21 protein-coding genes are annotated in these 21,678 nt (G+C 61.9%); 17 read left to right on the top strand and 4 right to left on the bottom strand.

The genetic code is table 11. The features are described from left to right. Positions 1 to 7: 7 nt before the first annotated feature. Together GTP27_RS21005 and GTP27_RS21000 are read right to left on the bottom strand one after the other, a co-directional pair. Positions 8 to 979, bottom strand: a complete 972-nt coding sequence (locus GTP27_RS21005; protein WP_161041055.1) for a Bug family tripartite tricarboxylate transporter substrate binding protein — start codon at positions 977 to 979, stop codon at positions 8 to 10. 75 nt (positions 980 to 1,054) lie between these two features. Further along, positions 1,055 to 2,113, bottom strand: a complete 1,059-nt coding sequence (locus tag GTP27_RS21000) for a porin (RefSeq protein WP_161041054.1) — start codon at positions 2,111 to 2,113, stop codon at positions 1,055 to 1,057. Between the two features lie 230 nt (positions 2,114 to 2,343). Between GTP27_RS21000 and GTP27_RS20995 the strand changes: the two genes are divergently transcribed. The 3 genes from GTP27_RS20995 to GTP27_RS20985 all read left to right on the top strand — a co-directional run bounded on the left by GTP27_RS20995 (position 2,344) and on the right by GTP27_RS20985 (position 4,964). Further along, complete coding sequence (locus GTP27_RS20995; protein ID WP_161041053.1) at positions 2,344 to 3,036, top strand: response regulator; 693 nt, start codon at positions 2,344 to 2,346, stop codon at positions 3,034 to 3,036. Positions 3,037 to 3,054: 18 nt separating this feature from the next. Continuing rightward, positions 3,055 to 4,560, top strand: a complete 1,506-nt coding sequence (locus GTP27_RS20990) for a sensor histidine kinase (protein WP_161041052.1) — start codon at positions 3,055 to 3,057, stop codon at positions 4,558 to 4,560. 65 nt (positions 4,561 to 4,625) lie between these two features. After that, complete coding sequence (locus GTP27_RS20985) at positions 4,626 to 4,964, top strand: ribonuclease E inhibitor RraB (protein WP_161041051.1); 339 nt, start codon at positions 4,626 to 4,628, stop codon at positions 4,962 to 4,964. Between the two features lie 94 nt (positions 4,965 to 5,058). On the opposite strand, the gene GTP27_RS20980 is transcribed toward GTP27_RS20985, so the two are convergent. Both GTP27_RS20980 and GTP27_RS20975 read right to left on the bottom strand, forming a co-directional pair. Continuing rightward, on the bottom strand, positions 5,059 to 6,381 hold the full coding sequence (locus tag GTP27_RS20980; protein ID WP_161041050.1) for a homoserine dehydrogenase: 1,323 nt from the start codon (positions 6,379 to 6,381) through the stop codon (positions 5,059 to 5,061). Between the two features lie 30 nt (positions 6,382 to 6,411). Continuing rightward, positions 6,412 to 7,644 (bottom strand): pyridoxal phosphate-dependent aminotransferase, encoded by a 1,233-nt coding sequence (locus GTP27_RS20975; RefSeq protein ID WP_161041049.1) that lies wholly within the window; start codon positions 7,642 to 7,644, stop codon positions 6,412 to 6,414. A 187-nt stretch (positions 7,645 to 7,831) separates the two neighbouring features. Between GTP27_RS20975 and GTP27_RS20970 the strand changes: the two genes are divergently transcribed. The 14 genes from GTP27_RS20970 (at position 7,832) to GTP27_RS20905 (ending at position 21,649) form a co-directional block, all read left to right on the top strand. Continuing rightward, complete coding sequence (locus GTP27_RS20970; RefSeq protein ID WP_161041048.1) at positions 7,832 to 8,224, top strand: Mth938-like domain-containing protein; 393 nt, start codon at positions 7,832 to 7,834, stop codon at positions 8,222 to 8,224. Further along, the gene (locus GTP27_RS20965; protein ID WP_161041047.1) at positions 8,224 to 9,885 is read left to right on the top strand and encodes a glycosyltransferase family 39 protein; all 1,662 of its coding nucleotides are present in this window, start codon (positions 8,224 to 8,226) and stop codon (positions 9,883 to 9,885) included. The genes GTP27_RS20970 and GTP27_RS20965 overlap by 1 nt, the downstream gene beginning before the upstream one ends. 55 nt (positions 9,886 to 9,940) lie before the next feature. After that, entirely contained in the window at positions 9,941 to 10,312 is a 372-nt protein-coding gene (locus tag GTP27_RS20960; RefSeq protein ID WP_161041046.1) for an SMR family transporter, read from the top strand. A 120-nt stretch (positions 10,313 to 10,432) separates the two neighbouring features. Continuing rightward, positions 10,433 to 11,572: a DegT/DnrJ/EryC1/StrS family aminotransferase gene (locus GTP27_RS20955; protein ID WP_161041045.1), complete on the top strand. Its 1,140-nt coding sequence runs from the start codon at positions 10,433 to 10,435 to the stop codon at positions 11,570 to 11,572. A gap of 11 nt (positions 11,573 to 11,583) precedes the next feature. Then, positions 11,584 to 12,579, top strand: coding sequence for a glycosyltransferase (locus tag GTP27_RS20950; protein WP_161041044.1), 996 nt, complete (start codon positions 11,584 to 11,586; stop codon positions 12,577 to 12,579). Further along, entirely contained in the window at positions 12,572 to 13,540 is a 969-nt protein-coding gene (locus GTP27_RS20945) for a formyltransferase (protein WP_161041043.1), read from the top strand. Before GTP27_RS20950 ends, GTP27_RS20945 begins: the two co-directional genes overlap by 8 nt. Positions 13,541 to 13,579: 39 nt before the next feature. Beyond that, positions 13,580 to 14,632 (top strand): bifunctional UDP-4-keto-pentose/UDP-xylose synthase, encoded by a 1,053-nt coding sequence (locus tag GTP27_RS20940; RefSeq protein WP_161041042.1) that lies wholly within the window; start codon positions 13,580 to 13,582, stop codon positions 14,630 to 14,632. A 42-nt stretch (positions 14,633 to 14,674) separates the two neighbouring features. After that, positions 14,675 to 15,619 carry a polysaccharide deacetylase family protein gene (locus GTP27_RS20935; RefSeq protein ID WP_161041071.1) on the top strand — a complete coding sequence of 315 codons (945 nt, stop codon included), beginning with the start codon at positions 14,675 to 14,677 and terminating at the stop codon, positions 15,617 to 15,619. A 30-nt stretch (positions 15,620 to 15,649) separates the two neighbouring features. After that, on the top strand, positions 15,650 to 16,114 hold the full coding sequence (locus GTP27_RS20930; RefSeq protein WP_161041041.1) for a peroxiredoxin: 465 nt from the start codon (positions 15,650 to 15,652) through the stop codon (positions 16,112 to 16,114). 308 nt (positions 16,115 to 16,422) lie between these two features. Beyond that, the gene (locus GTP27_RS20925) at positions 16,423 to 18,246 is read left to right on the top strand and encodes a PhoH family protein (RefSeq protein WP_161041040.1); all 1,824 of its coding nucleotides are present in this window, start codon (positions 16,423 to 16,425) and stop codon (positions 18,244 to 18,246) included. Positions 18,247 to 18,568: 322 nt separating this feature from the next. Continuing rightward, complete coding sequence (locus tag GTP27_RS20920) at positions 18,569 to 19,903, top strand: carbohydrate porin (protein ID WP_161041039.1); 1,335 nt, start codon at positions 18,569 to 18,571, stop codon at positions 19,901 to 19,903. Between the two features lie 312 nt (positions 19,904 to 20,215). Then, positions 20,216 to 20,500, top strand: a complete 285-nt coding sequence (locus GTP27_RS20915; RefSeq protein WP_161041038.1) for a type II toxin-antitoxin system HicB family antitoxin — start codon at positions 20,216 to 20,218, stop codon at positions 20,498 to 20,500. 70 nt (positions 20,501 to 20,570) lie between these two features. Then, the gene (locus tag GTP27_RS20910; protein WP_161041037.1) at positions 20,571 to 20,771 is read left to right on the top strand and encodes a heavy-metal-associated domain-containing protein; all 201 of its coding nucleotides are present in this window, start codon (positions 20,571 to 20,573) and stop codon (positions 20,769 to 20,771) included. Positions 20,772 to 20,884: 113 nt separating this feature from the next. Beyond that, the gene (locus tag GTP27_RS20905) at positions 20,885 to 21,649 is read left to right on the top strand and encodes a sulfite exporter TauE/SafE family protein (RefSeq protein WP_161041036.1); all 765 of its coding nucleotides are present in this window, start codon (positions 20,885 to 20,887) and stop codon (positions 21,647 to 21,649) included. The last annotated feature ends 29 nt before the right edge of the window (positions 21,650 to 21,678 follow it).

Below are 21,678 nucleotides of genomic sequence, written 5' to 3'. Positions count from 1 at the left end.
TTGGTGTTCAGCGCATCAGACCGAGTTCGGTCGCACGCTTGCCGTAGTCATCTACGGCCTTGCTTACATAGCGGGTCAGCGCATCGCCCGTCAGCCCGAACGGGAACAGACCGGCACTATCCCGCATGGCGGCGTAGCCGGGGCTAGCCAGTACACGGTCGAATGCCGCAACCCAGAGACGATAATCAGCTTCCTGCACCTGCGGCGCCATCCATACGCCGCGAATGATAGGCCACACTACGTCGTAGCCCTGCTCGCGCGCCGTCGGCACACTGGCCAGCACGCCGGGCAGGCGCTGCTCGGACAGCACAGCCAGCACCCGCGTATTGCCATTGGCCGCATACAGCTTGGCTTCGCTGGCATCGCCCGACACCACCTGCACATAGTTGGCGTGCATGGCGGTAAAGGCTTCGCCACCGCCCTCCAGCGCCACAAAACGCAGCACTTTCGGATCGATACCTGCGGCTTTGACGATCAGCGCCATCTTCAGCCAGTCCTGACTGCCGATCGTGCCGGACACACCGATCAGCACTTTCTGCGGCTGGGCTTTCAGGGCAGCGAGCAGTTCGCCCAGCGAGTGGTAAGGCGAATCGGCCCGCACGGCGATCATGCCGTAGTCGGCACCGAGTGCCGCCACCCAGCGCACGTCGGAAGCTTTCACCTTGCCGAATTTGCCCTGTGCCAGATTGAGCAGCGAGCCCCCCGAAAAAGCCACCAGCGTATTCGGCTCCGCGCGCCGCTGCGACACCAGCGAATGCCAAGCCACCGCACCGATGCCGCCGGGCAGATAGCTGATATGCATATCCGCCGGGGGCGCTTTGGCGCTGCCCTGCAAGCCCTGCAAACCCTTGCGCGCAAGCTTGCAGGTCAGGTCCATTGCGCCGCCCGGTTTGGACGGCACGATGCACTCGGCGCCTGCTGCCTGCGCAGTCCAGCTGACCCAGAAGGCAGCCAGACCAGCCAGCAAAACTTTGATCATCGTGTATGAAATCTTCGAACAGTGTAGCGTTCAAAGTACGGCGCCAGCGGAGATACTGGCGCCGCCCATGTCCGCTTAGAAGCGGTGCTGCATGCCCAGTGCCAGACCGTGCTGGCTGGTGCCGAAGCCGGCGTCGTCGCGCGACATGCCGGTCAGTTGGCCATTTTTAGCCTTGACGTATGCGGCCGACACAAACACGTCGGTACGCTTGGACAGTGCGTAGCGATAGCGCGCCACGTACATGGTCGGATCGGCATCCTTGCCGGCCGCGACATTTTTCACATTGATGTGATAGATCGCGCCGGTCAGGGTGGTCGCTTCGTCGGCCTTGTAGGCCAGACCTGCCCAGGTGGTGGTGCCGTCGACATCCGCCGTCAGGGCTTTGCCTGCCACCAGTTTGTAGTCGCGCACTACGCCCCAGACTTTCACCGGACCGGTTTCATAATTGAAGCCGATATGCCATACGGTGTTCTTGTCGCGGTTGCCGGTAGCGGCCACGGTGTTGCCGTTGTTGCGCTCCCAGGTACCCATCAGATTCACGTCGCCCAGTTTGTAGACGGCGCTGAAGCCCATCTTGGCGCTATCCTGCACGCCGGTGGTCTGTTCGCCGGCAGCGTAGTTGGCGCCGACTTTCAGATCGCCCACCGAACCGCTGTATTTGATGATGTTGTCGTAGGCGGTGGTGAAGCCGTATTTGCTAGCGCCGGTCGCCGAGCCGCCAGCAGCCCACGAGTAGTAAGGCGCAAAGCCCATAGGGTCGAACGAGATCACGGTGTCATACACGGTGGAGAAGGAACGGCCGATGATCACGCGGCCAAAGCTGCCTTCCAGACCGACATTGGCCTGACGCTTGAACAGCACGCCGTCCATATTACCGGTATCCATCAGGATGCCGCCTTCCAGATTGAACACGGCTTTCAGGCCGCCACCCAGATCTTCCGTGCCGCGCAGGCCCCAGCGCGAAGTGTTCATGCCGCCCGAAATCACGCTGGTCTGGCTGCCGCCGGTAGCCGATTTGTTATTGGCGGTTTCCATGCCGACGTCCAGCAGACCATACACCTGCACATTCGATTGTGCCTGGGCAGCACCTGCAGCGAGGGCCAGTACGGCCAGAGTCAAAGCGGATTTTTTCATTCGAGTCTCCAGAAGATATAGTTATCAGTAATGCCTGATATGCGATCAGGCTTGCCACTATAGGAGTCACAACCTTTCAATTCCCTTTCAGTGTCGCCTCGCCGCCACAAACCCGGCCGACACTTCCCTTTTGCGGCGCACACCACCATCATGCATGTCCATACACTGAACCGATTCCCATCGCTTAGCAACCAGTTAGTAATAAAACAGCAAGAAAACAAGCCAAATCCATGCGTATCCTGTTAGTTGAAGACCACACCGAGCTGTCGCACTGGCTAGCCAAAGCCCTGCGCGACGCCAACCTGACGGTGGAATGTGCCGATAACGGCGCCGACGCCGACGCCCTGCTGCACACGCAGGATTACGCGCTGGTGATACTCGACCTGACCCTGCCCCGCATGGATGGTCTGGACGTATTACGGCGCCTGCGCGCCCGCGCGGCGCCGCGCGGCCAGACTCCCGTTCTGATACTGACGGCGCGCGGCGGACTGGAAGACCGCGTACAGGGTCTGAATCTGGGCGCCGACGATTATCTGGCCAAGCCATTCGAACTGGCCGAACTGGAAGCGCGCGTCAAAGCCCTGCTGCGCCGTAGCGTGGGCAACGAAGCACTGGTGCACCACTGCGGCGCGCTCAGCTTCGACACGGTAACCCGCATGTTCAGCTACGGCGGCAATGCGCTGGCGCTGACGCCGCGCGAACACGCGGTGCTGGAAACCCTGATTACCCGCTCCGGCCGCGCCGTCTCCAAGGAAAAGCTGTTCGACGAAGTGTTCGCACTGGCCGACGACGCCAACCTCGACGCCATCGAACTGTATATCCACCGCGTGCGCAAAAAGCTCGATCTGGCGATTCCCGACGCGGCGGTGATTACCACCCTGCGCGGCATCGGCTATCTGCTGCAGCCGCGCCCTGCCAGCTAGCGCCTAGGCAACCACCGTATGCCACTGCTGGCCAGAATAGCCCGCCGCTTCGGCCCGGATGCCCGCCAGGGCAGCCTGCGCGGCCAGCTGCTACGCTGGCTGCTGGGCCCATTGCTGCTACTGGTGGCACTCAATACCTATCTGGTCTACCGCAACGCGCTCGCTGCGGCCGATACGGCCTACGACCGTTCGCTGCTGGCCTCTACCCGCGCGCTGGCCGAGCGGGTCTCCATTGTCGATGGCAAAGTCGTGGCCGATGTGCCCTACGTGGCGCTGGACAGCTTCGAGACCGATACGCTGGGGCGTATCTACTACAAAGTCACCGGCATCAATGGCGAAACCGTGTCCGGCTACGGCGACCTGCCTGCAGTTCCCGCCAATGTGCCCCGTTCGGAAAATTATCCGGCGCTGGTACGCTTCTATCACGCCAACTACAACGGCCAGCCGGTGCGCATCGCCGCCCTGCTGCAGCCGGTGTATGACGACTCCATGCGCGGCATTGCGCTGATACAGGTGGGCGAAACGCTGGAAGCGCGGCGCGGCCTGTCCAACCAGATCCTGTTCGATACGCTGGCATGGCAGGCCTTGCTGCTGCTGGCACTGGCGCTGCTGGTGTGGTTCGCCGTGCGGCTGGTGCTGCGCCCGCTCATGCGCCTCAAGCTGGCAGTGGAAACCCGCCCCCTCAACGACAGCTCGGATGTGGACCCGGCGCTGGTGCACCGCGAAGTACGTCCGCTAGTGGCGGCCATGAACAGTTCGCGCGCCCGCCTGCAGATTTTGATCAGCAGCCAGCGCCGCTTCATCGCCGACGCCTCGCACCAGCTACGCACCCCGCTCACCGTGCTCAAGACTCAGGCCGAACTGGCGCTGCGCGCCTGCGAACGCCCCGCCAGCGATGCCGAACAACTGCGCGCCACCTTGCACGACATCGTCCACAGCATCGCCGCCACCACCGACTCCGCCATCAATCTGGCCAACCGCCTGCTGACGCTGGCGCGCATCGAACATGGCGGCGATCTGGAAGGCGCCAGCACTGCCAGCGAGCGCGTGGACCTGCGCGCAATCGCCCGTCAGGTAGGGCTGGAACTGGCCATGGCAGCAGTGGCCAAACAGATTGATCTCGCGCTGGAAGCGGAAACCGCATGCGTGATCGAGGGGCAGGCTTTCCTGCTGCACGAACTGGTCGCCAACCTGACCGATAACGCCTTGCGCTACACGCCGGCCGGCGGCAGCGTGACCCTGCGCGTGCGTCGCGTGGCGCAGCAGGTGCTGCTGGACGTGGAAGACAATGGACAGGGCATACCGGCCGGCGAACGCGAGCGCGTGTTTGCACCGTTCTACCGCGCCAGCGCCACGCTGGAGCGCAATCCCGGCGGCGCCGGTCTGGGCCTGGCCATCGTGCGCGATATCGCCACCCTGCACGGCGCCAGCATTACGCTGAGCGACGCCAGCCCCGATACGCCACAGGCGCCCGGCCTGAAAGTGCAGGTGAGTTTTCCCGCTGCGGCAGCGCTGCTCGGGTAAAATCACCGCTTGCGCTGCCGCGACGCCAGCGCCTCACCGCACAACCCGTATTTGAAAGCTCTCCCATGATTTCCAGAGAAGATATGCTCGGCCTGTTCGCCGATATGAAAAAGAACGCCCCTTGGGATATGAACAAGCCGCTGCTGTGGGGCTATTTCTTTGCCGATCAGGATAAAGCTAAGCTGGAAACGGCAGGCCAGCTGCTGCAAGCGCAAGGCTACCAGCAGGTCGGCATTTACGACTCCAAGCCGGAAGCCGATACGCCTGCACTGTGGTGGCTGCATATCGAGAAGGTGGAGCTGCACACGGTCGATACCCTGCACGCGCGCAATCAGGAGTTCTACCGCTTTGCCGCAGACCAGCAGCTGGAATCCTACGACGGCATGGACGTGGGCCCGGCCTGAAGCGCCACGGAATCAAGCGGCAGGCATAAAACTGCCGCATCAAATAAAACAGCCGGCATGCGAGGCATGCCGGCTGCAGCGGACACTAGCCTGATCAGGCCAGGTTTTCCAGACGGATCTTGGTCACGCTGCCGCACACGGTGGCCAGACCTTCGATCTTGGCGATCGCGGCCAGTACATTCTTTTCCTGCGTCTGATGGGTCAGGAAGATGATGTCGGTACGGGTTTCGCCGTCCGCCGGTTCTTTCTGCATCATGGCATCGATCGAGATGGTGGCATCGGCCAGAATGCGGGTCAGATCGGCCAGCACGCCCGGCTGATCGCTCACATTCATGCGCAGGTAGTAGCTGGTGGTGACTTCCGCCATCGGCAGAATCTCGATATTGGTCAGTTCATTCGGCTGGAAGGCCAGATGCGGCACGCGGTGCTCGGCATCGGCCGTAGCCAGACGGGTGATATCGACCAGATCGGCAATTACGGCCGAAGCGGTAGGCTCGGAGCCTGCGCCTTTGCCGTAGTACAGCGTGGCGCCCACGGCGTCGCCCTGCACCAGCACGGCGTTCATGGCGCCTTCCACGTTGGCGATCAGGCGCTTGCTCGGGATCAGGGTCGGGTGCACGCGCAGCTCCACGCCTTCCACGCCGTTCACCCTGGCGCGCTTGGCGATGCCCAGCAGCTTGATGCGGTAGCCCAGCTGTTCGGCGTAGCGGATATCGATGGCGTTCAGATTCGAAATGCCTTCCACATAGGCTTTATCGAACTGCACCGGTATGCCGAAAGCGATGGCCGACATGATGGTGGCCTTGTGCGCAGCATCCACGCCTTCGATGTCGAAGGTAGGATCCGCTTCCGCGTAGCCCAGTTCCTGCGCCTGTTTCAGCACGGTGGCGAAATCCAGGCCCTTGTCGCGCATTTCGGACAGGATGAAGTTGGTGGTACCGTTGATGATACCGGCCAGCCATTCGATGCGGTTGGCGGTCAGGCCTTCGCGCAGCGCCTTGATAATCGGGATACCGCCGGCCACGGCTGCTTCGAACGCCACCATCACGCCCTTGGCCTGTGCGGCTGCGAAGATCTCGTTGCCGTACACGGCCAGCAGGGCCTTGTTGGCAGTGACCACGTGCTTGCCATTGGCAATCGCCTGCAGCACCAGCGCCTTGGCCTGATCGTAGCCGCCGATCAGCTCGACGACGATATCGATTTCCGGGTCATTGACGATATCGAACGGGTCGGCCACCACTTTGACCTTGCCGCCGGTACGTTCTTTGGCGCGCTCCAGATTGCGGGCCGATACGGCCACCACTTCGATACCGCGGCCGGCGCGGCGGCGGATTTCTTCCTGATTACGCTGCAATACGTTGAACGTACCGGAACCGACGTTACCGACGCCGAGCAGACCTACTTTGATGGATTTCATATAAACCGTTTCTCTGGTGATTCAGTTGACTCAGAAGCTGCTGCCGTGACGCTTGCGGTAGCCTTCCATGAACTTGGCGATGCGACCGAATGCTTCCGTCATATCGTCGGTATTGGGCAGGAATACCACGCGGAAGTGATCGGGCGCAATCCAGTTAAAGCCGCTGCCCTGCACGATCAGCACCTTGGTTTCCGCCAGCAATTCGTATGCGAATTGCTGGTCGTCCGTGATCGGGTAGATCTTCGGATCGAGCCGGGGGAACATATACAGCGCCGCCTTGGGCTTGACGCAGGTGACGCCGGGAATATCGGTCAGCAGCTTGTAGGCCAGATCGCGCTGCTTGAGCAGGCGTCCGCCCGGCCCCACCAGATCGTCGATCGACTGGTAGCCGCCCAGTGCCGTCTGGATGGCGAACTGGCCCGGCGCATTGGCGCACAGGCGCATCGAGGCCAGCATGTTGAGGCCTTCGATATAGTCCTTGGCATGGCTCTTTTCGCCGGACACGATCATCCAGCCGGAGCGGTAGCCGCAGGCGCGGTAGTTTTTCGACAGGCCGTTAAAGGTCACGAACAGCACGTCGTCCGCCAGCGAGGCGATAGACACATGCTGGGCGCCGTCGTACAGCACCTTGTCGTAGATTTCGTCGGCGTAGATGATCAGCTGGTGCTCGCGCGCCAGCTCGATGATCTGCTGCAGCAGCTCCACCGGATACAGCGCACCGGTCGGGTTGTTGGGGTTGATGACCACGATGGCGCGGGTGTTGGGCGTGATCTTGCTGCGCATATCCTCGATATCGGGATACCATTCCTGCTGCTCGTCGCAGATATAGTGCACCGGCTTGCCGCCGGACAGGCTGACGGCCGCGGTCCACAGCGGATAGTCGGGCGCCGGCACCAGCACTTCGTCGCCGTTATTGAGCAGGGCATTCATGGCCATCACGATCAGCTCGGAGGCGCCATTGCCCAGATAGACATCGTCGATGGTCACGCCACGGATGTTTTTCTGCTGGCAGTAGTGCACCACCGCCTTGCGCGGCGCGAACATGCCTTTGGAATCCGTGTAGCCGGCCGCGTCGGGCAGGTTGATTTTCATGTCCCGCACGATCTCGTCGGGCGGATCGAAACCGAATACGGCCAAGTTGCCAATATTCAATTTCGTAATCTTATGGCCCTCTTCTTCCATCTGCCGGGCTTTTTCCGGCACCGGACCACGGATTTCGTAGCAAACTTCCGCTAATTTGTTGGATTTTTGAATCGGTCGCAAAATAAAATCCTGTTCTGGTGAGGCAAACCGCTGTGGCCTGCTAAAAATGCCCGCCGGCCCGTGCTGCAATGCGAAAAGACCCATTCTGCCGAAAGCATCCCATTTAATCAACCTTTCAGACTGGAAGTGCACGGAAAAACGCTACAATGACGCTTCTTTAGCCGATTAAAACCGCCAACTACGCTCCATGAAGCTTCACGCCAGCGATACCCAGAAATACCAGACCGTCACCGGCTACGATGCCGCTGGCGTCGAAATCAATGCCCAGCGCTACGACTACAGCCTGATCGTCATGCCCGAAGTGGCGCCGCGCGCCTGGGATGCCCCTACTTTCGACAGCATCACCGAAGCGCATTTCCTGCAAATCGGTGCCGACAACCCCGACGTGGTCATCCTCGGCACGGGCGAGCGCCAGCGCTTCATCCACCCGCGCCTGACGGCCGCCCTGACCATGCGCCGCATCGGCGTGGAATGCATGGATAGCCAGGCGGCCTGCCGCACCTACAACATCCTGATGGGCGAAGGCCGCAAGGTCACGCTGGCTCTGATCATTCCACCGCATGGGGAGAGCGCTGCCTGATGAACGATCTGTATAACAACAAGAAAGTCCTGTGGTCGCTGCTGGCGGTGTTCATCCTGGTCTGGCTGTATGCGCTGGGCGTGCGCACGCTGGTGCCGCCCGATGAAGGCCGCTATGCGGAAATGGCGCGCGAAATGTTCGCCAGCGGCGACTGGGTCACCACCCGCTTAAACGGCATCAAATACTTCGAAAAGCCGCCGCTGCAGACCTGGATGAACGCGCTGTCCTTCGCCGCCTTCGGTCTGGGCGAATGGCAGGCGCGCCTGTGGACAGGCCTGTGCGGTCTGCTCGGTGTGCTGCTGAGCGGCTATGCCGGTAGCCGCGTGTTCGGCCCGCGCGCGGGCTTCTACGCGGCGCTGGCACTCGGTTCCAGCCTGTTCTGGGTAGCTTCGGGCCAGATCGATTCGCTCGACATGAGCTTGTCCGGCATGATGACCATCGTGCTGTGCGCGGTGCTGATAGCCCAGCGCGACGACGCCACGGCCAGCGAGCAGCGCAACTGGATGCTGCTGTGCTGGACCGGCATGGCGCTGGCCGTGCTGGCCAAAGGGCTGATCGGGCTGGTGCTGCCCGGCGCCGTGCTGGTGCTGTATTCGCTGCTGTCGGGCGATATCGCCATCTGGAAGCGTCTGCATCTGGGCAAAGGCCTGCTGCTGTTCTTCGCCGTCGCCACGCCGTGGTTCGTGCTGGTGGGCCTGCGCAATCCCGAACAGCCCCACTTCTTCTTCGTGCACGAGCACTGGGAACGCTTCTTCCTCAAAACCCACCACCGCGAAGGCGCGTGGTACTACTTCTTCGTGCTGCTGGCACCGGGCATACTGCCGTGGCTAGGTCTGCTGCCGCAAGCACTGCTGGCGGCCGGCCGCCGCCGCGCCGAAACCCGCTTCCAGCCGCGCCTGCTGCTGCTGATCTGGAGCGTGTTCATCTTCACCTTCTTCAGCTATTCCAGCTCCAAGCTGCCCGGCTACATCCTGCCCATCTTCCCCGCGCTGGCCCTACTGCTGGCCGCCTATCTGGAAACGGCGCCACGGCGCAGCCGCATCATCGCTGCCGGCCTGCTGGTGGTGATCGGCATTGCCGGCATCATCGCCGTGCCGCAGATGGTCAAGATCGGCGTGCGCCATGCCAGCGAGACGGCGCTGCTGACGGCCTACCAGCCGTGGGTGCTGGCGGCAGCCATCATCACCGCCGCCGGCGGCGCCGTGGCCCTGCTGCATGCACGCCACCTGCGCCGCGACCTGACCGTGCTGACCATGGCGATTGCCGGCTTTGCCGCCACCGAGCTGATACTCACCGGCTTCGAGCCCTACGGCGCCATGCGCGCCGGTAAAACCGCCGCGCTCAAAATGCGCCCGGAGCTGACGCCTGACACCCCGGTCTACTCGGTAGCCACCTACGAGCAGTCGATGACCTTCTACCTGCGCCGCCCCGTCACGCTGGTGGACTACTGGGATGAATTCACCTTCGGCCTGAGCCAGCAGCCGGAACTGTCGATACCCACCGTGCCGCAGTTCGTCGAACGCTGGCAGCAGCACACCAGGGCGGGCGTGAAAGCGCTGGCCATCATCAGCCCGGAAAAATACGCCGAACTGAAACAGCAAGGCCTGCCCATGCGCCTGATCGTGCAGGATACCCGCCGTGTGGTAGTGGCCAACCTGTAAGCCCCCGCTGGCGCCGTGCAGGCGCCAGTCCTGAAATGAAAGCCTGATTTACCGCATGAATATCGCCACCTTCAGTTTTATTGTTTTCGGCGTGCTGCTGAACGCCGTAGCCCAGTTGCTGCTCAAAGCGGGCGCGCGCAATGTGGGCGAAATCCACCTGACGCTGGACAATCTGTTCAGCGTCGGCCTGAAAGTCGCCACCCAGCTGCCCATTATCGGCGGCCTGACCTGCTACGTGCTGTCAGTGGTACTGTGGATCATCGCCCTGTCGCGGGTCGATGTCTCCATCGCCTACCCCATGCTGTCGCTGGGCTATGTGGTCACGGCCATAGGCGCATGGTATCTGTTCGGCGAAGCGCTGACTTTCCAGCGCCTGTTCGCCATCGCAGTGATACTGGTCGGCGTTGCCTTACTGGCGCGGACCTGAGTCTGGCTTTAGAATGCGGCCAACGCCGTCTGACCACGACAAAACCTGCGGAGACCTGATCCGGTCTCCTTTTCAGACCACCGTCAGAGACTGCTCTGACACTAGAAACGAGTGCACACCATGACCTCTGCCCAGCCTTTCCTGCCCTTTTCCAAGCCCACCATCGATGAAGCCACCATTACCGCCGTGGGCGAAGTGCTGCGCTCCGGCTGGATTACCAGCGGCCCGAAAGTACAGGCTTTCGAAGCGCAGATGTCGGAATACTTCGGTGGCCGCCCTGTGCGCACCTTCAATTCCGGCACCTGCACCATGGAGATCGCCCTGCGCATCGCCGGCATCGGTCCCGGCGACGAAGTGATCACCACGCCGATTTCGTGGGTAGCCACGGCCAACGTCATCATCGAAGTCGGCGCCACGCCCGTCTTTGCCGACATCGATCCGATCACCCGCAACCTCGACCTGGACAAGGTGGAAGCGGCCATCACCCCGCGTACCAAGGCCATCATCCCAGTCTATCTGTCTGGCCTGCCGGTGGACATGGACCGCCTGTACGCCATCGCCCGCAAGCACAATCTGCGCGTGGTGGAAGATGCGGCGCAAGCCTTCGGCTCGGAATGGAAAGGCCAGCGCATCGGTGCCTTCGGCGACTTCGTCTCGTTCAGCTTCCAGGCCAACAAGAACATCACCACCGGCGAAGGCGGCGCGCTGGTACTGAACACGCCGGAAGAAGCCCGTCTGGCCGAGAAATACCGTCTGCAAGGCGTCACCCGCAGCGGCGTCGACGGCATCGATGTCGATGTACTGGGCGGCAAATACAATATGAGCGACATCATGGCTGCCATCGGTCTGGGCCAGTTCGCCAATATCGCCGCCATCACCGAGCACCGTCGCGCGCTGGCGCGCCACTACTACGCATGCTTCGGCAGCGATTTCGAAGCGCTGTCCGGCGCCCAGTTGCCGCTGCAGGCTTTTGACAGCAGCAACTACCACCTGTTCCAGATCATCCTGCCCGATCACGGCCCCGGCACCCGCGCCAACTTCATGCGCGCCCTGCAGGAAGGCTATAACATCGGCACCGGCTACCACTATGCGCCCATCCACCTGTTCACCATGTACCGCGAACGGGGCTTCAAGGAAGGCATGTTCCCCGTGGCCGAGCGCATCGGCCGTCTGACCGTCACGCTGCCGATGTTCTACGCCATGACCATGGCCGACGTCGAGCGCACCGTGGCCGCCGTGAAAGCGATCCTGATCAAATGAGTACGACTGCAATGAAACCAGAAATCTCCGTCGTTATCCCCGTGTATAACGAGCAGGCCGGCCTGCAGACCCTGTTCGACCGCCTGTATCCGGCGCTCGACAAGCTGGGCAGCCGCTATGAAATCGTGTTCGTCAACGACGGCAGCCGCGATAACTCCGTGTCGATACTGGCCGAGCAGTTCCGCGCCCGTCCCGACGTGACGCGCGTGGTGCTATTCAACGGTAACTACGGCCAGCACATGGCGATACTGGCCGGCTTCGAAGCAGCGCGCGGCGACATCATGATTACACTGGACGCCGACCTGCAGAACCCGCCCGAGGAAATCGGCAATCTGGTGGCCAAGATACGCGAGGGCTACGATTACGTCGGCTCGATCCGCCGCAAGCGGCAGGATAGCGCGTGGCGCACCTACGCCTCCAAGGCCATGAACCACCTGCGCGAGAACATCACCAACATCAAGATCACCGATCAGGGCAATATGCTGCGCGCCTATGGCCGCAATGTGATCGATCTGGTCAACCAGTGCGGCGAAGTGAATACCTTCGTACCGGCGCTGGCCTACCGCTTTGCCCGCAACCCGACCGAAATCGTGGTGGAGCACGAAGAGCGCGCTGCCGGCGAATCGAAATACTCGCTGTATAGCCTGATCCGCCTGAACTTCGATCTGGTCACCGGCTTCTCGCTGGTGCCGCTGCAGTTCTTCTCCATGTTCGGCATCCTGCTCTCGCTTGCATCGGCGCTGCTGGTGGCCGTGCTGCTGGTGCGCCGCATCTTCCTAGGTGCCGAGGCGGAAGGCCTGTTCACCCTGTTCGCGATTGCCTTCTTCTTCATGGGCACCATCCTGTTCGGCATCGGCCTGCTGGGCGAATACGTGGGCCGCATCTTCCAGCAAGTACGCGCCCGTCCGCGCTACGTGGTACAGACCATCCTCGAGCAGCAGCCCGGTCAGCCCTTTGAAACGTCGCAAGGCGCAGAAAAACGTACGGTAGGACGCCGCCATGACTGAAACATCGCATAACCTGGAACTGGAACCGCGCGCACGCGCCGTGGTGTTCGCCTACCATAACGTGGGCGTGCGCTGTCTGAAAGTGCTGCTGGCCGGCGGCGTCGATGTGGCGCTGGTGGTCACCCACGAGGACAGCGCGACGGAAAACATCTGGTTCGAATCCGTGGTCAGCCTGTGCCAGACCGAGGGCATCCCCTACATCACGCCACCCGATGCCAAATCGCCCGAACTGCTGGCGCAGGTGAAGGCAGCCGATCCTGAATTCATGTTCAGCTTCTACTACCGCCACATGCTGCCGGCCAGCCTGCTGGACGTGGCGCCGGCCTTCAATATGCATGGTTCGCTGCTGCCCGAATACCGTGGCCGCGCGCCCGTCAACTGGGCCGTGCTGCATGGCGCCAGCGAAACCGGCGCGACCCTGCATGAGATGACGGTCAAGCCCGACGCCGGCGCCATCGTCTCGCAGATGGTGGTGCCCATCCTGCCGGACGATACGGCGTTCGAAGTGTTCGGCAAGGTTACCGTGGCGGCCGAACAGGCGCTGTGGCGCGTGCTGCCTTCGCTGCTCGATGGCACGGCCATGCGCATCAACAATGACCTGAGCAAGGGCGGCTACTTCGGTGGCCGCAAGCCGGAAGACGGCCGTATCGACTGGCACCTGCCAGCGCAGCAGGTGTACAACCTGCACCGCGCCGTGGCCCCGCCCTATCCGGGCGCTTTCACCGAGCATAACGGGGTACGCTATGTGATCGAACGGGCCCGGTTGGGCGACCGTCACGGCGCTTTTGAAAATGGCAATTCCGCCAATGTTGCAGCGCGAAGTTTGCCACTCGGCTTGACAGTAGTGGATAATTGCATTTTTGGCGTCTGCGGCGATGGTGGCATTATTACCATTTTCGCTCTGACGGCCGATGGCCTTGCCATTTCGGCCGAGCAGCTGCAAGCCCGCCTGGCAGCCTAGTTGGCCGGCGGCTACTGAACACTTACTGGAAAACAGCATATGAAAAAAGTCCTCATCCTCGGCGTCAATGGCTTCATCGGCCATCACCTGTCCAAGCGCATTCTGGAAACCACCGATTGGCACGTGTACGGCATGGACATGAATACCGACCGTATCACCGACCTGCTGGAGAATGAGAGCTACAAGTCGCGCATGCACTTCTTCGAAGGCGACATCACCATCAACAAGGAATGGGTGGAATACCACGTCAAGAAATGCGACGTGATCCTGCCGCTGGTGGCGATTGCCACCCCGTCGACCTACGTCAAAGCACCGCTGCGCGTGTTCGAACTGGACTTCGAAGCCAATCTGCCTATCGTGCGTTCGGCTGCCAAGTACGGCAAGCATCTGGTATTCCCGTCGACCTCGGAAGTGTATGGCATGTGCCACGACGAAGAGTTTGATCCGGAAAATTCGGAACTGATCTGCGGCCCGATCAACAAACCGCGCTGGATCTACTCCAACGCCAAGCAGCTGATGGACCGCGTGATCTGGGGCTACGGCATGGAAGGCCTGAACTTCACCCTGTTCCGTCCGTTCAACTGGATCGGCGCCGGCCTGGACTCCATCCACACCCCGAAAGAAGGTTCTTCGCGCGTAGTGACCCAGTTCTTCGGTCACATCGTGCGCGGCGAGAACATCTCGCTGGTCGATGGCGGCCATCAGAAGCGTGCCTTCACCGACATCGACGACGGTATCGATGCGCTGATGAAAATCATCGAGAACAAGAACGGTGCTGCCACCGGCAAGATCTACAACATCGGCAATCCGGTGAATAACTACTCGATCCGCGAACTGGCCGACATGATGCTGAAACTGGCGCCACAGTACCCTGAGTACGCCGACGGCGCTGCCAAAGTGCAGATCGTGGAAACCACCTCGGGTGCCTACTATGGCGCCGGCTATCAGGACGTGAAAAACCGCGTACCGAAAATCACCAACACCTGCGAAGAGCTGGGCTGGAAACCGACCACCACCATGGCCGACGCCCTGAAAAAAATCTTCGACGCCTACCGCAGCCAGGTAGCCGAAGCGCAGAAACTGATGGACTAAGACCTGACCTTGAGCGAGACCACTGCTACGACTAAACCGCTGATGGTGTTGAAGATCGATATCGACACCTATCGCGGCACCCGGGAAGGCACGCTGAATCTGGTGCGCATGCTGTCGGCCCATCAGGCCGGCGCTACCTTCCTGTTTTCGCTGGGGCCGGATCACACGGGCTGGGCTTTACGGCGCGCCCTGCGCCCCGGTTTTTTCAGCAAAGTCTCGCGCACGTCCGTGGTCGAGCATTACGGCCTGAAAACGCTGATGTACGGCACCCTGCTGCCGGGGCCGGACATCGGCAAGCAGTGCGCTGCCGAGCTGCGCAGCGTGCAGGCGGCCGGTTTCGAGTGCGGCATCCACACCTGGGACCACGTGCTGTGGCAGGACAATGTGGCGCAGCGCGACGCCGGCTGGACCACCAGCATGATGCGCAAAGCAGCCGCCCGCTTTAGCCAGGTGTATGGCGTGGCGCCGCGTACCCATGGCGCCGCCGGCTGGCAGATGAATGCTGCCGCCTTTGCCGAACACGACACGGCCGGCTATGCCTATGCTTCCGATGGCCGCTGCCGCCTCAACGAGGACGGTACGCTGGCTAATCCGGCCGATGGTCCGCACCGCCTCAGCGATGGCGCCACCGTGCTCAAGCACGTGCAACTGCCCACCACCCTGCCCACGCTGGACGAGCTGCTGGGACGCGAGATCAATGGGGTCACCATCAGCACCGCCAATATTGCCGACTTCCTGTTGCAGCTGACGGCGGGCGCCACGCGCGACCACGTCTATACTTTGCACGCAGAGCTTGAAGGGCAGAAACTTGCCCCCATATTCGAGCAATTGCTCACTGGCTGGAAAGCACAAGGCTATCAGCTGGCCTCGATGGCCGATTACTACCAGAAAGTGCAGCACCAGACTTTGCCCGTTTGCGCTATCACCTGGGGCGAACTGCCGGGCCGCTCGGGACAGTTGATCGTTCAGGGTGATGCCCGCGCTTGAACCGACACAACAACCGAACTGGAGACGCCTGTGGCTGACCGCCCTACCGCAGTAAGTGATTTTTCCGCCGCCATGACGGGTGGCCAGACCTTCCAGCTGGCAGGCCGTCCGGCCCGCTACACGGTGCTGTTCTTCTATCCCAAGGACAACACCCCGGGCTGCACCACCGAGAACATTGCCTTCCGCGACCTGTACGCGCAATTTCAGGCGGCCGGCACGGAAATCTACGGCATCAGCCGCGACTCGCTGCGCTCGCACGAAGGCTTCAAAACCAAACTGGGCCTGCCGTTCGAACTGATCTCCGATCCGGATGAAGCACTGTGTCTGCAGTTCGGCGTCATGAAGATGAAACAGATGTATGGTAAGACTGTACGTGGCATTGAACGCAGCACGTTTGTGATTGACGCTCAAGGTCAAATAGTGAAAGAATGGAGAGGCGTGAAGGTAGCAGGTCACGTCGATGAAGTGCTGGAATTTGTAGCGCGCCAGGCTTAATCACCGGTTGCGTGTTGCAAGCGCCAGCGTTGCTGAACGTCGCAAGACGTTTGTTAACCAAGCAGGCGAACAGCCTTAACGGCACCTATCCTTGAGTCAGCACTGTACTATCTCCCACCCAACATGGTGGCCAGCCGGTCGCCATGCGGTTCTTTCCCCGGGCAAGATGAGCGCCCGTCGGCAGTCTTGTAAGTTGTTTTCCCTCGCATCCACCCCATCCGGTTGCAACGTTGCCAGCGCCGCGAGCGCCGGACAGCGCGCTGCGCCTATGGGCGGATTCCTCCAGCTTTTTAGAAAATGAGATCCTGATGCCACTGCCAAAAATTCCAAGTCAGCCAGCGACCATCCTGCTGGCCAAAGATTATCCCAAAGCCAGCGGTACGCACGCGATAGCGCCGCTGGCAGTGCCGGCCGAGCCGGCCGCAGCGCCGAAGAAAGCGGCGCCGGCCAAAGCCAAAGCCGTCCAGGCCAAAGCGCCTGCCAGCACCAAAGCGGGCAAGAGCAGCGCGGTCGCCGCCGTGCTGAAAGCGGCACCGGCCGTGCTGAAGGCGGCAGCGGCCGCCGAACCGGCGGCCCAGCCTGCCAAAGCACCAGCCAGGGCCAAGGTGGCGCCGGCGGCGCGCAGCAAAGTCACGCCGATCAGTACCAAAACGCCCCATCCGGCCAAGCACAAGCCGGTGGAAGTGCCGCTCAAATCGTCCGCCAGCCGCCATGCCGACCAGACTGGCGCCACCAAGCTGTTCGTACTCGACACCAATGTGCTGATGCACGACCCGACGTCGCTGTTCCGCTTCGAAGAGCACGACGTCTATCTGCCCATGATGACGCTGGAGGAACTGGACAACCACAAGAAAGGCATGACCGAAGTGGCGCGCAATGCGCGTCAGGTGTCGCGCACGCTGGACGCGCTGATGTCCAACACGGACGACGATGCGATCGATCAGGGCATCCCCCTGTCCAAGCTGGGCAACAAGGATGCTAAGGGCCGGCTGTACTTCCAGACCCGCATCCAGACGGCCGATCTGCCGCTCGGCCTGCCGGTCGGCAAGGCCGACAACCAGATCCTGTCGGTGGTACGTTCGCTCGAAGCGGAGCAGGATGGCCGCCATGTGGTGCTGGTGTCGAAAGACATCAATATGCGCATCAAGGCGCGCGCGCTGGGCCTGCCGGCGGAAGACTATTTCAACGACCACGTGCTGGAAGATACCGACCTGCTGTACTCGGGCATCGTGCAGTTGCCGGATGACTTCTGGAGCAAGCACGGCAAGGATCTGGAAAGCTGGCAGGAAAACAAGAACGGCCAGAGCGCTACCTTCTACCGCGTCACGGGCCCCTTCATCCCCAGCCTGCTGGTCAACCAGTTCGTCTTCCTCGAACCGAAGAATGGCGAAGCGCCGTTCTATGGTCAGGTCAAGCAGATCAACGGCAAGACGGCCGTGCTGCAGACGCTGCGCGACTACAGCCACAACAAGAACAGCGTGTGGGGCGTGACGGCGCGCAACCGCGAGCAGAACTTCGCCCTCAACCTGCTGATGAATCCCGAGTGCGACTTCGTTACCCTGCTGGGTCAGGCCGGTACCGGCAAGACCCTGCTGGCACTGGCGGCCGGTCTGGCGCAGGTGCTGGAGACCAAGCTGTACAACGAGATCATCGTCACCCGCGTCACGGTTCCTGTGGGCGAAGACATCGGCTTCCTGCCCGGTACGGAGGAAGAAAAGATGTCGCCATGGATGGGCGCCTTCGACGACAACCTCGAAGTGCTCAACAAGTCCGATTCCGACGGCGGCGAGTGGGGCCGGGCGGCCACCCAGGATCTGATCCGTTCGCGCATCAAGATCAAATCGCTCAACTTCATGCGTGGCCGTACCTTCGTCAACAAGTTCCTGATCATCGACGAGGCACAGAATCTGACGCCGAAACAGGTCAAGACGCTGGTGACCCGGGCCGGTCCGGGCACCAAGATCCTCTGCCTGGGTAACATCGCCCAGATCGACACGCCTTACCTGACGGAAGGTTCGAGCGGCCTGACCTATGTGGTGGACCGCTTCAAAGGCTGGTCGCACAGTGGCCACGTGACGCTGGCACGGGGCGAACGCTCGCGTCTGGCCGACCACGCCAGCGACGTGCTCTAGCCGCCGGCCACGACCAACCCGCAACCCCGCCCGCAGCCTGCTGCCGGCGGGGTTGTTTATTTGGGAAAAGAAACGGTTATAATCTCGGCTTCTGCATTTCGGAGCCTCTGCTGTGGACAGTTATAGTCGTCGAAACTTCGACCCCACACAGGCAAGGTAATCCGCACGACATATCGTGCTGCTACCATGCCTGCACGGCGGGTAGTAGCCTGCACGGATAGCAACATCCGTGCACATGCTTCCCCATATCATCATGAATCAGCCCCGCGCACCAGCGCGGGCATGCTCCTGTACCAGCGCGGTACAGGAACCGGGAGTTTGTATGCGCAGTCTCTTTTCTCGTTTCACCCTTTACAGCCTGCCTCTGCTGGCGGGACTGGCCCACGCCGGCGACGACATCAGCGCCGAAGACTGGAATGCCCACCTGCAATCGACCTATACGTGGCAGAACAAACATGCTTTCCCTGCAGCCTATTCGGGCACCAACAGCCTGAGCCCAGAACGCGAACTCAGTTATTCCTGGACCACGACACTGGCGCTGGGCTGGCGGCCATGGCGGGGTGGCGAGCTGTACTTCAATCCCGAAGCGGCTCAGGGCGTGCCCCTGTCCGGCCTGACGGGTCTGGGCGGTTTTACCAATGGCGACATGGGCCGAGCTTCCGGCAAGACGCTGAAGATCTACCGCGCCCGCTTGTTCCTGCGCCAGAGCTGGCCGGAAGGCGGCGAACAGCAAGGCGAACAGGATGCCGTGGAATCGGCCGCCAACCAGCTGGCCGGCATGCAGAGCCGGCGCCGCTGGGTGCTCACGGCGGGCAATCTGTCCATCCTCGACGTGTTCGATCCCAACAGCTATAGCCATGATCCGCGTACCCAGTTCCTCAACTGGGCCATGATGACCTACGGCGCCTACGATTACGCCGCCGATGCGCGCGGCTACACCTGGGGCGCCGCGCTCGAGTGGTACCACGATGACTGGGTGCTGCGGGCCGGCCGCTTTATCGAGCCGCGCCAGCCCAACCAGCAGGTGCTGGATCCGAAAATCTGGCAGCACTATGGCGACCAGATCGAACTCGAACACGCTCACACGCTGGCCGGCCAGCCGGGCCGCGTACGGCTGCTGGCCTTCAACAGTCATCTGCGCATGGCGCGCTATCAGGATGCCAGCGAACTGGGAGCCCGCAGCGGCAGCACGCCCGACATCAATCTGGTGCGCAACAGCAACCAGCACAAGCGTGGTCTGGGCCTCAGCTTCGAGCAGGCTGTGAGCCCCGAACTGGGCCTGTTCGGGCGCTACAGCAAGGCGGACGGCAAGACGGAAACCTATGCCTTCACGGAAATCGACCAGTCGATCACGGCTGGCGCCGTGCTCAAGGGCGCAGCCTGGCAGCGTGCGCAGGATACTGTGGGCCTGGCCGTGGCCAGCAACGGCCTGTCGGCCCAGCGCCGGGCCTATCTGGCCGCCGGCGGCATCAGTTTCTTCATCGGCGACGGCGCCCTGCAGTACCGTCAGGAACAGGCCGTGGAAGCCTATTACAATCTGGCCATCAGCAAATCGCTGGCGTTGACGCTGGACTGGCAGCGCATCCGCCATCCCGCCTACAACGCCGCGCGCGGCCCGGTAGATGTGAGCTCGGTACGGCTGCACACGGAATTCTGAAGCGAGCCGGCCGGCCTGCAGCCGAGCCGGCAGTCAGTTCCGTCCGGTGCTTGTCGCACACAGACAACAGGAATTCGTCACCGCTGCCAGCGCTGACAGCCACGCCTTGCTTCACCTGCCAGCGCTGCCGCACCCACAGTCCGGAATCCGGGAAAATTATCCCCTGAGGAAACAATCAATAACAGGAATAAATTTTTCGCTACGCTCGCGCGCAATCGGCGTCGAAAGTGCTTGAAACCGGCTGCAAGCTGTATGACACTAGACTGCCTAGCCCTGTATTCCCTGCCCCACGGACCGAACCGAGGTGTGACCATGGACATTCCTATCCTGATCCGCAAGCGAGACGGCAGCCGCTACGGTGTGACCGTGCCCGATATTCCCGGTTGCGTCACCAGCGGCGAAACCATGGGCAAAGCCATGAGCAATGCCACCAAAGCCATCTATGGCCATGTGGGCCAGCTGGTGGAACAGGGCAAGGCCTTCGAAATCAAACCCTCGGAAGTGGAGCGCCTGTCCAGCCAGCCCGACTACGCTGGCGGCATCTGGGCGCTGGTCTGTCTGGACCTCTCCAAACTCGACGATCCGCCGGAAACCTGAAGAATGCTTGCCCTTCCCACGGTGGCAAGGGCTACAGTATGATCATCGTCACCCCAACAGGAGAATCACGATGTATCAATTACAGGTAGAAAACATGAGCTGCGGCCACTGCGTGGGCGCCGTCACCAAAGCCGTACAGGCAGTCGATGCTGCCGCCCGCGTCGAGATCGATCTGGCCAGCAAACAGGTACGTATCGACAGCAGCTCGGCGCTGCCCGCCCTGACGGCTGCCATCGTGCAAGCCGGTTACCCCGTCACCTCAGCAGCCTAGCCCCGGCACAGCGGGAAATCTGCCGGTTCAGGCCGGCTGTGGCTGGCGCGGTTATAATCAACGGTAACCATTTCACTTTAACCGTTGCGCTACACCCGCCGGCCGCCTCTCCCATGCACTTCGCTCCCGCGCTTGATCTTACCCTGATACTGATGGTTGCCACGGCCGGTTTTCTGGCCGGCGTACAGAACGCTCTTGCCGGTGGCGGCTCGTTCATTACCTTCCCGGCCCTGCTGCTGGCCGGCCTGAATCCGCTGGCAGCCAATATGACGTCCACCATCGCGCTCTTCCCCAGCCAGATCACTTCCGGTTATGCCGGCCGCAAACTGGTGGCCGATGTGGGCCCGCTGACGTTCCGCCAGATGCTGATCATCAGCGCCATCGGCGGCCTGTTCGGCGCCATTCTGCTGCTCAATACGCCGCCTTCCTTCTTTGCCCGGCTGGTGCCCTGGCTGGTGCTGTTCGCCACCAGCGTGTTCGCCTGGGGCAGCTTCCGCAAAAAACCGCTGCACGCCGCCAGCAGCATGCCGCGCTGGACCCTGATACTGGTGCAGAGCTGCATCGCCGTGTACGGCGGCTACTTCGGTGGCGGGATAGGTTTTCTGATGCTGGCCGCGCTGACCATCGCCGGCCAGCAGGTGCGCGCTGCAGCAGCCACCAAGAACGTACTGGCCATGGCCATGAATGCTGCGGCCGCCGCCATCTTCGCCAGCTCTTCGCTGATCAGCTGGCCAGCCGCGCTGGCCCTGTGTGCCGGCGGCATCGCGGGCGGCTTCGTCGGCGGCTGGCTGATCCACCGCCTGCCGGAAAAAGTCATGCGCGGTTTTGTCGTGCTGGTCGGCGCCAGCCTGACCGTGTGGATGTTTGTCCGCGCCTAGTCTAATCCGGTCTAAACAGGTCTAAACAG

It is taken from the genome of Duganella qianjiadongensis, assembly GCF_009857915.1.
Classification (GTDB): Bacteria; Pseudomonadota; Gammaproteobacteria; order Burkholderiales; family Burkholderiaceae_D; genus Rugamonas; species Rugamonas qianjiadongensis.
Note: the sequence above shows the minus strand (reverse complement) of the source record. Positions and strands in the feature narration are given on the sequence as shown.

Excerpts from the sequence above, each read along its gene's own strand:
- GTP27_RS21005 (WP_161041055.1), bottom strand. The coding sequence starts at position 979 with ATGATCAAAGTTTTGCTGGCTGGTCTGGCTGCCTTCTGGGTCAGCTGG.
- GTP27_RS21000 (WP_161041054.1), bottom strand. The coding sequence starts at position 2,113 with ATGAAAAAATCCGCTTTGACTCTGGCCGTACTGGCCCTCGCTGCAGGT.
- GTP27_RS20995 (WP_161041053.1), top strand. The coding sequence starts at position 2,344 with ATGCGTATCCTGTTAGTTGAAGACCACACCGAGCTGTCGCACTGGCTA.
- GTP27_RS20990 (WP_161041052.1), top strand. The coding sequence starts at position 3,055 with ATGCCACTGCTGGCCAGAATAGCCCGCCGCTTCGGCCCGGATGCCCGC.
- GTP27_RS20985 (WP_161041051.1), top strand. The coding sequence starts at position 4,626 with ATGATTTCCAGAGAAGATATGCTCGGCCTGTTCGCCGATATGAAAAAG.
- GTP27_RS20980 (WP_161041050.1), bottom strand. The coding sequence starts at position 6,381 with ATGAAATCCATCAAAGTAGGTCTGCTCGGCGTCGGTAACGTCGGTTCC.
- GTP27_RS20970 (WP_161041048.1), top strand. The coding sequence starts at position 7,832 with ATGAAGCTTCACGCCAGCGATACCCAGAAATACCAGACCGTCACCGGC.
- GTP27_RS20965 (WP_161041047.1), top strand. The coding sequence starts at position 8,224 with ATGAACGATCTGTATAACAACAAGAAAGTCCTGTGGTCGCTGCTGGCG.
- GTP27_RS20960 (WP_161041046.1), top strand. The coding sequence starts at position 9,941 with ATGAATATCGCCACCTTCAGTTTTATTGTTTTCGGCGTGCTGCTGAAC.
- GTP27_RS20955 (WP_161041045.1), top strand. The coding sequence starts at position 10,433 with ATGACCTCTGCCCAGCCTTTCCTGCCCTTTTCCAAGCCCACCATCGAT.
- GTP27_RS20950 (WP_161041044.1), top strand. The coding sequence starts at position 11,584 with ATGAAACCAGAAATCTCCGTCGTTATCCCCGTGTATAACGAGCAGGCC.
- GTP27_RS20945 (WP_161041043.1), top strand. The coding sequence starts at position 12,572 with ATGACTGAAACATCGCATAACCTGGAACTGGAACCGCGCGCACGCGCC.
- GTP27_RS20940 (WP_161041042.1), top strand. The coding sequence starts at position 13,580 with ATGAAAAAAGTCCTCATCCTCGGCGTCAATGGCTTCATCGGCCATCAC.
- GTP27_RS20935 (WP_161041071.1), top strand. The coding sequence starts at position 14,675 with ATGGTGTTGAAGATCGATATCGACACCTATCGCGGCACCCGGGAAGGC.
- GTP27_RS20925 (WP_161041040.1), top strand. The coding sequence starts at position 16,423 with ATGCCACTGCCAAAAATTCCAAGTCAGCCAGCGACCATCCTGCTGGCC.
- GTP27_RS20920 (WP_161041039.1), top strand. The coding sequence starts at position 18,569 with ATGCGCAGTCTCTTTTCTCGTTTCACCCTTTACAGCCTGCCTCTGCTG.
- GTP27_RS20915 (WP_161041038.1), top strand. The coding sequence starts at position 20,216 with ATGGACATTCCTATCCTGATCCGCAAGCGAGACGGCAGCCGCTACGGT.
- GTP27_RS20910 (WP_161041037.1), top strand. The coding sequence starts at position 20,571 with ATGTATCAATTACAGGTAGAAAACATGAGCTGCGGCCACTGCGTGGGC.
- GTP27_RS20905 (WP_161041036.1), top strand. The coding sequence starts at position 20,885 with ATGCACTTCGCTCCCGCGCTTGATCTTACCCTGATACTGATGGTTGCC.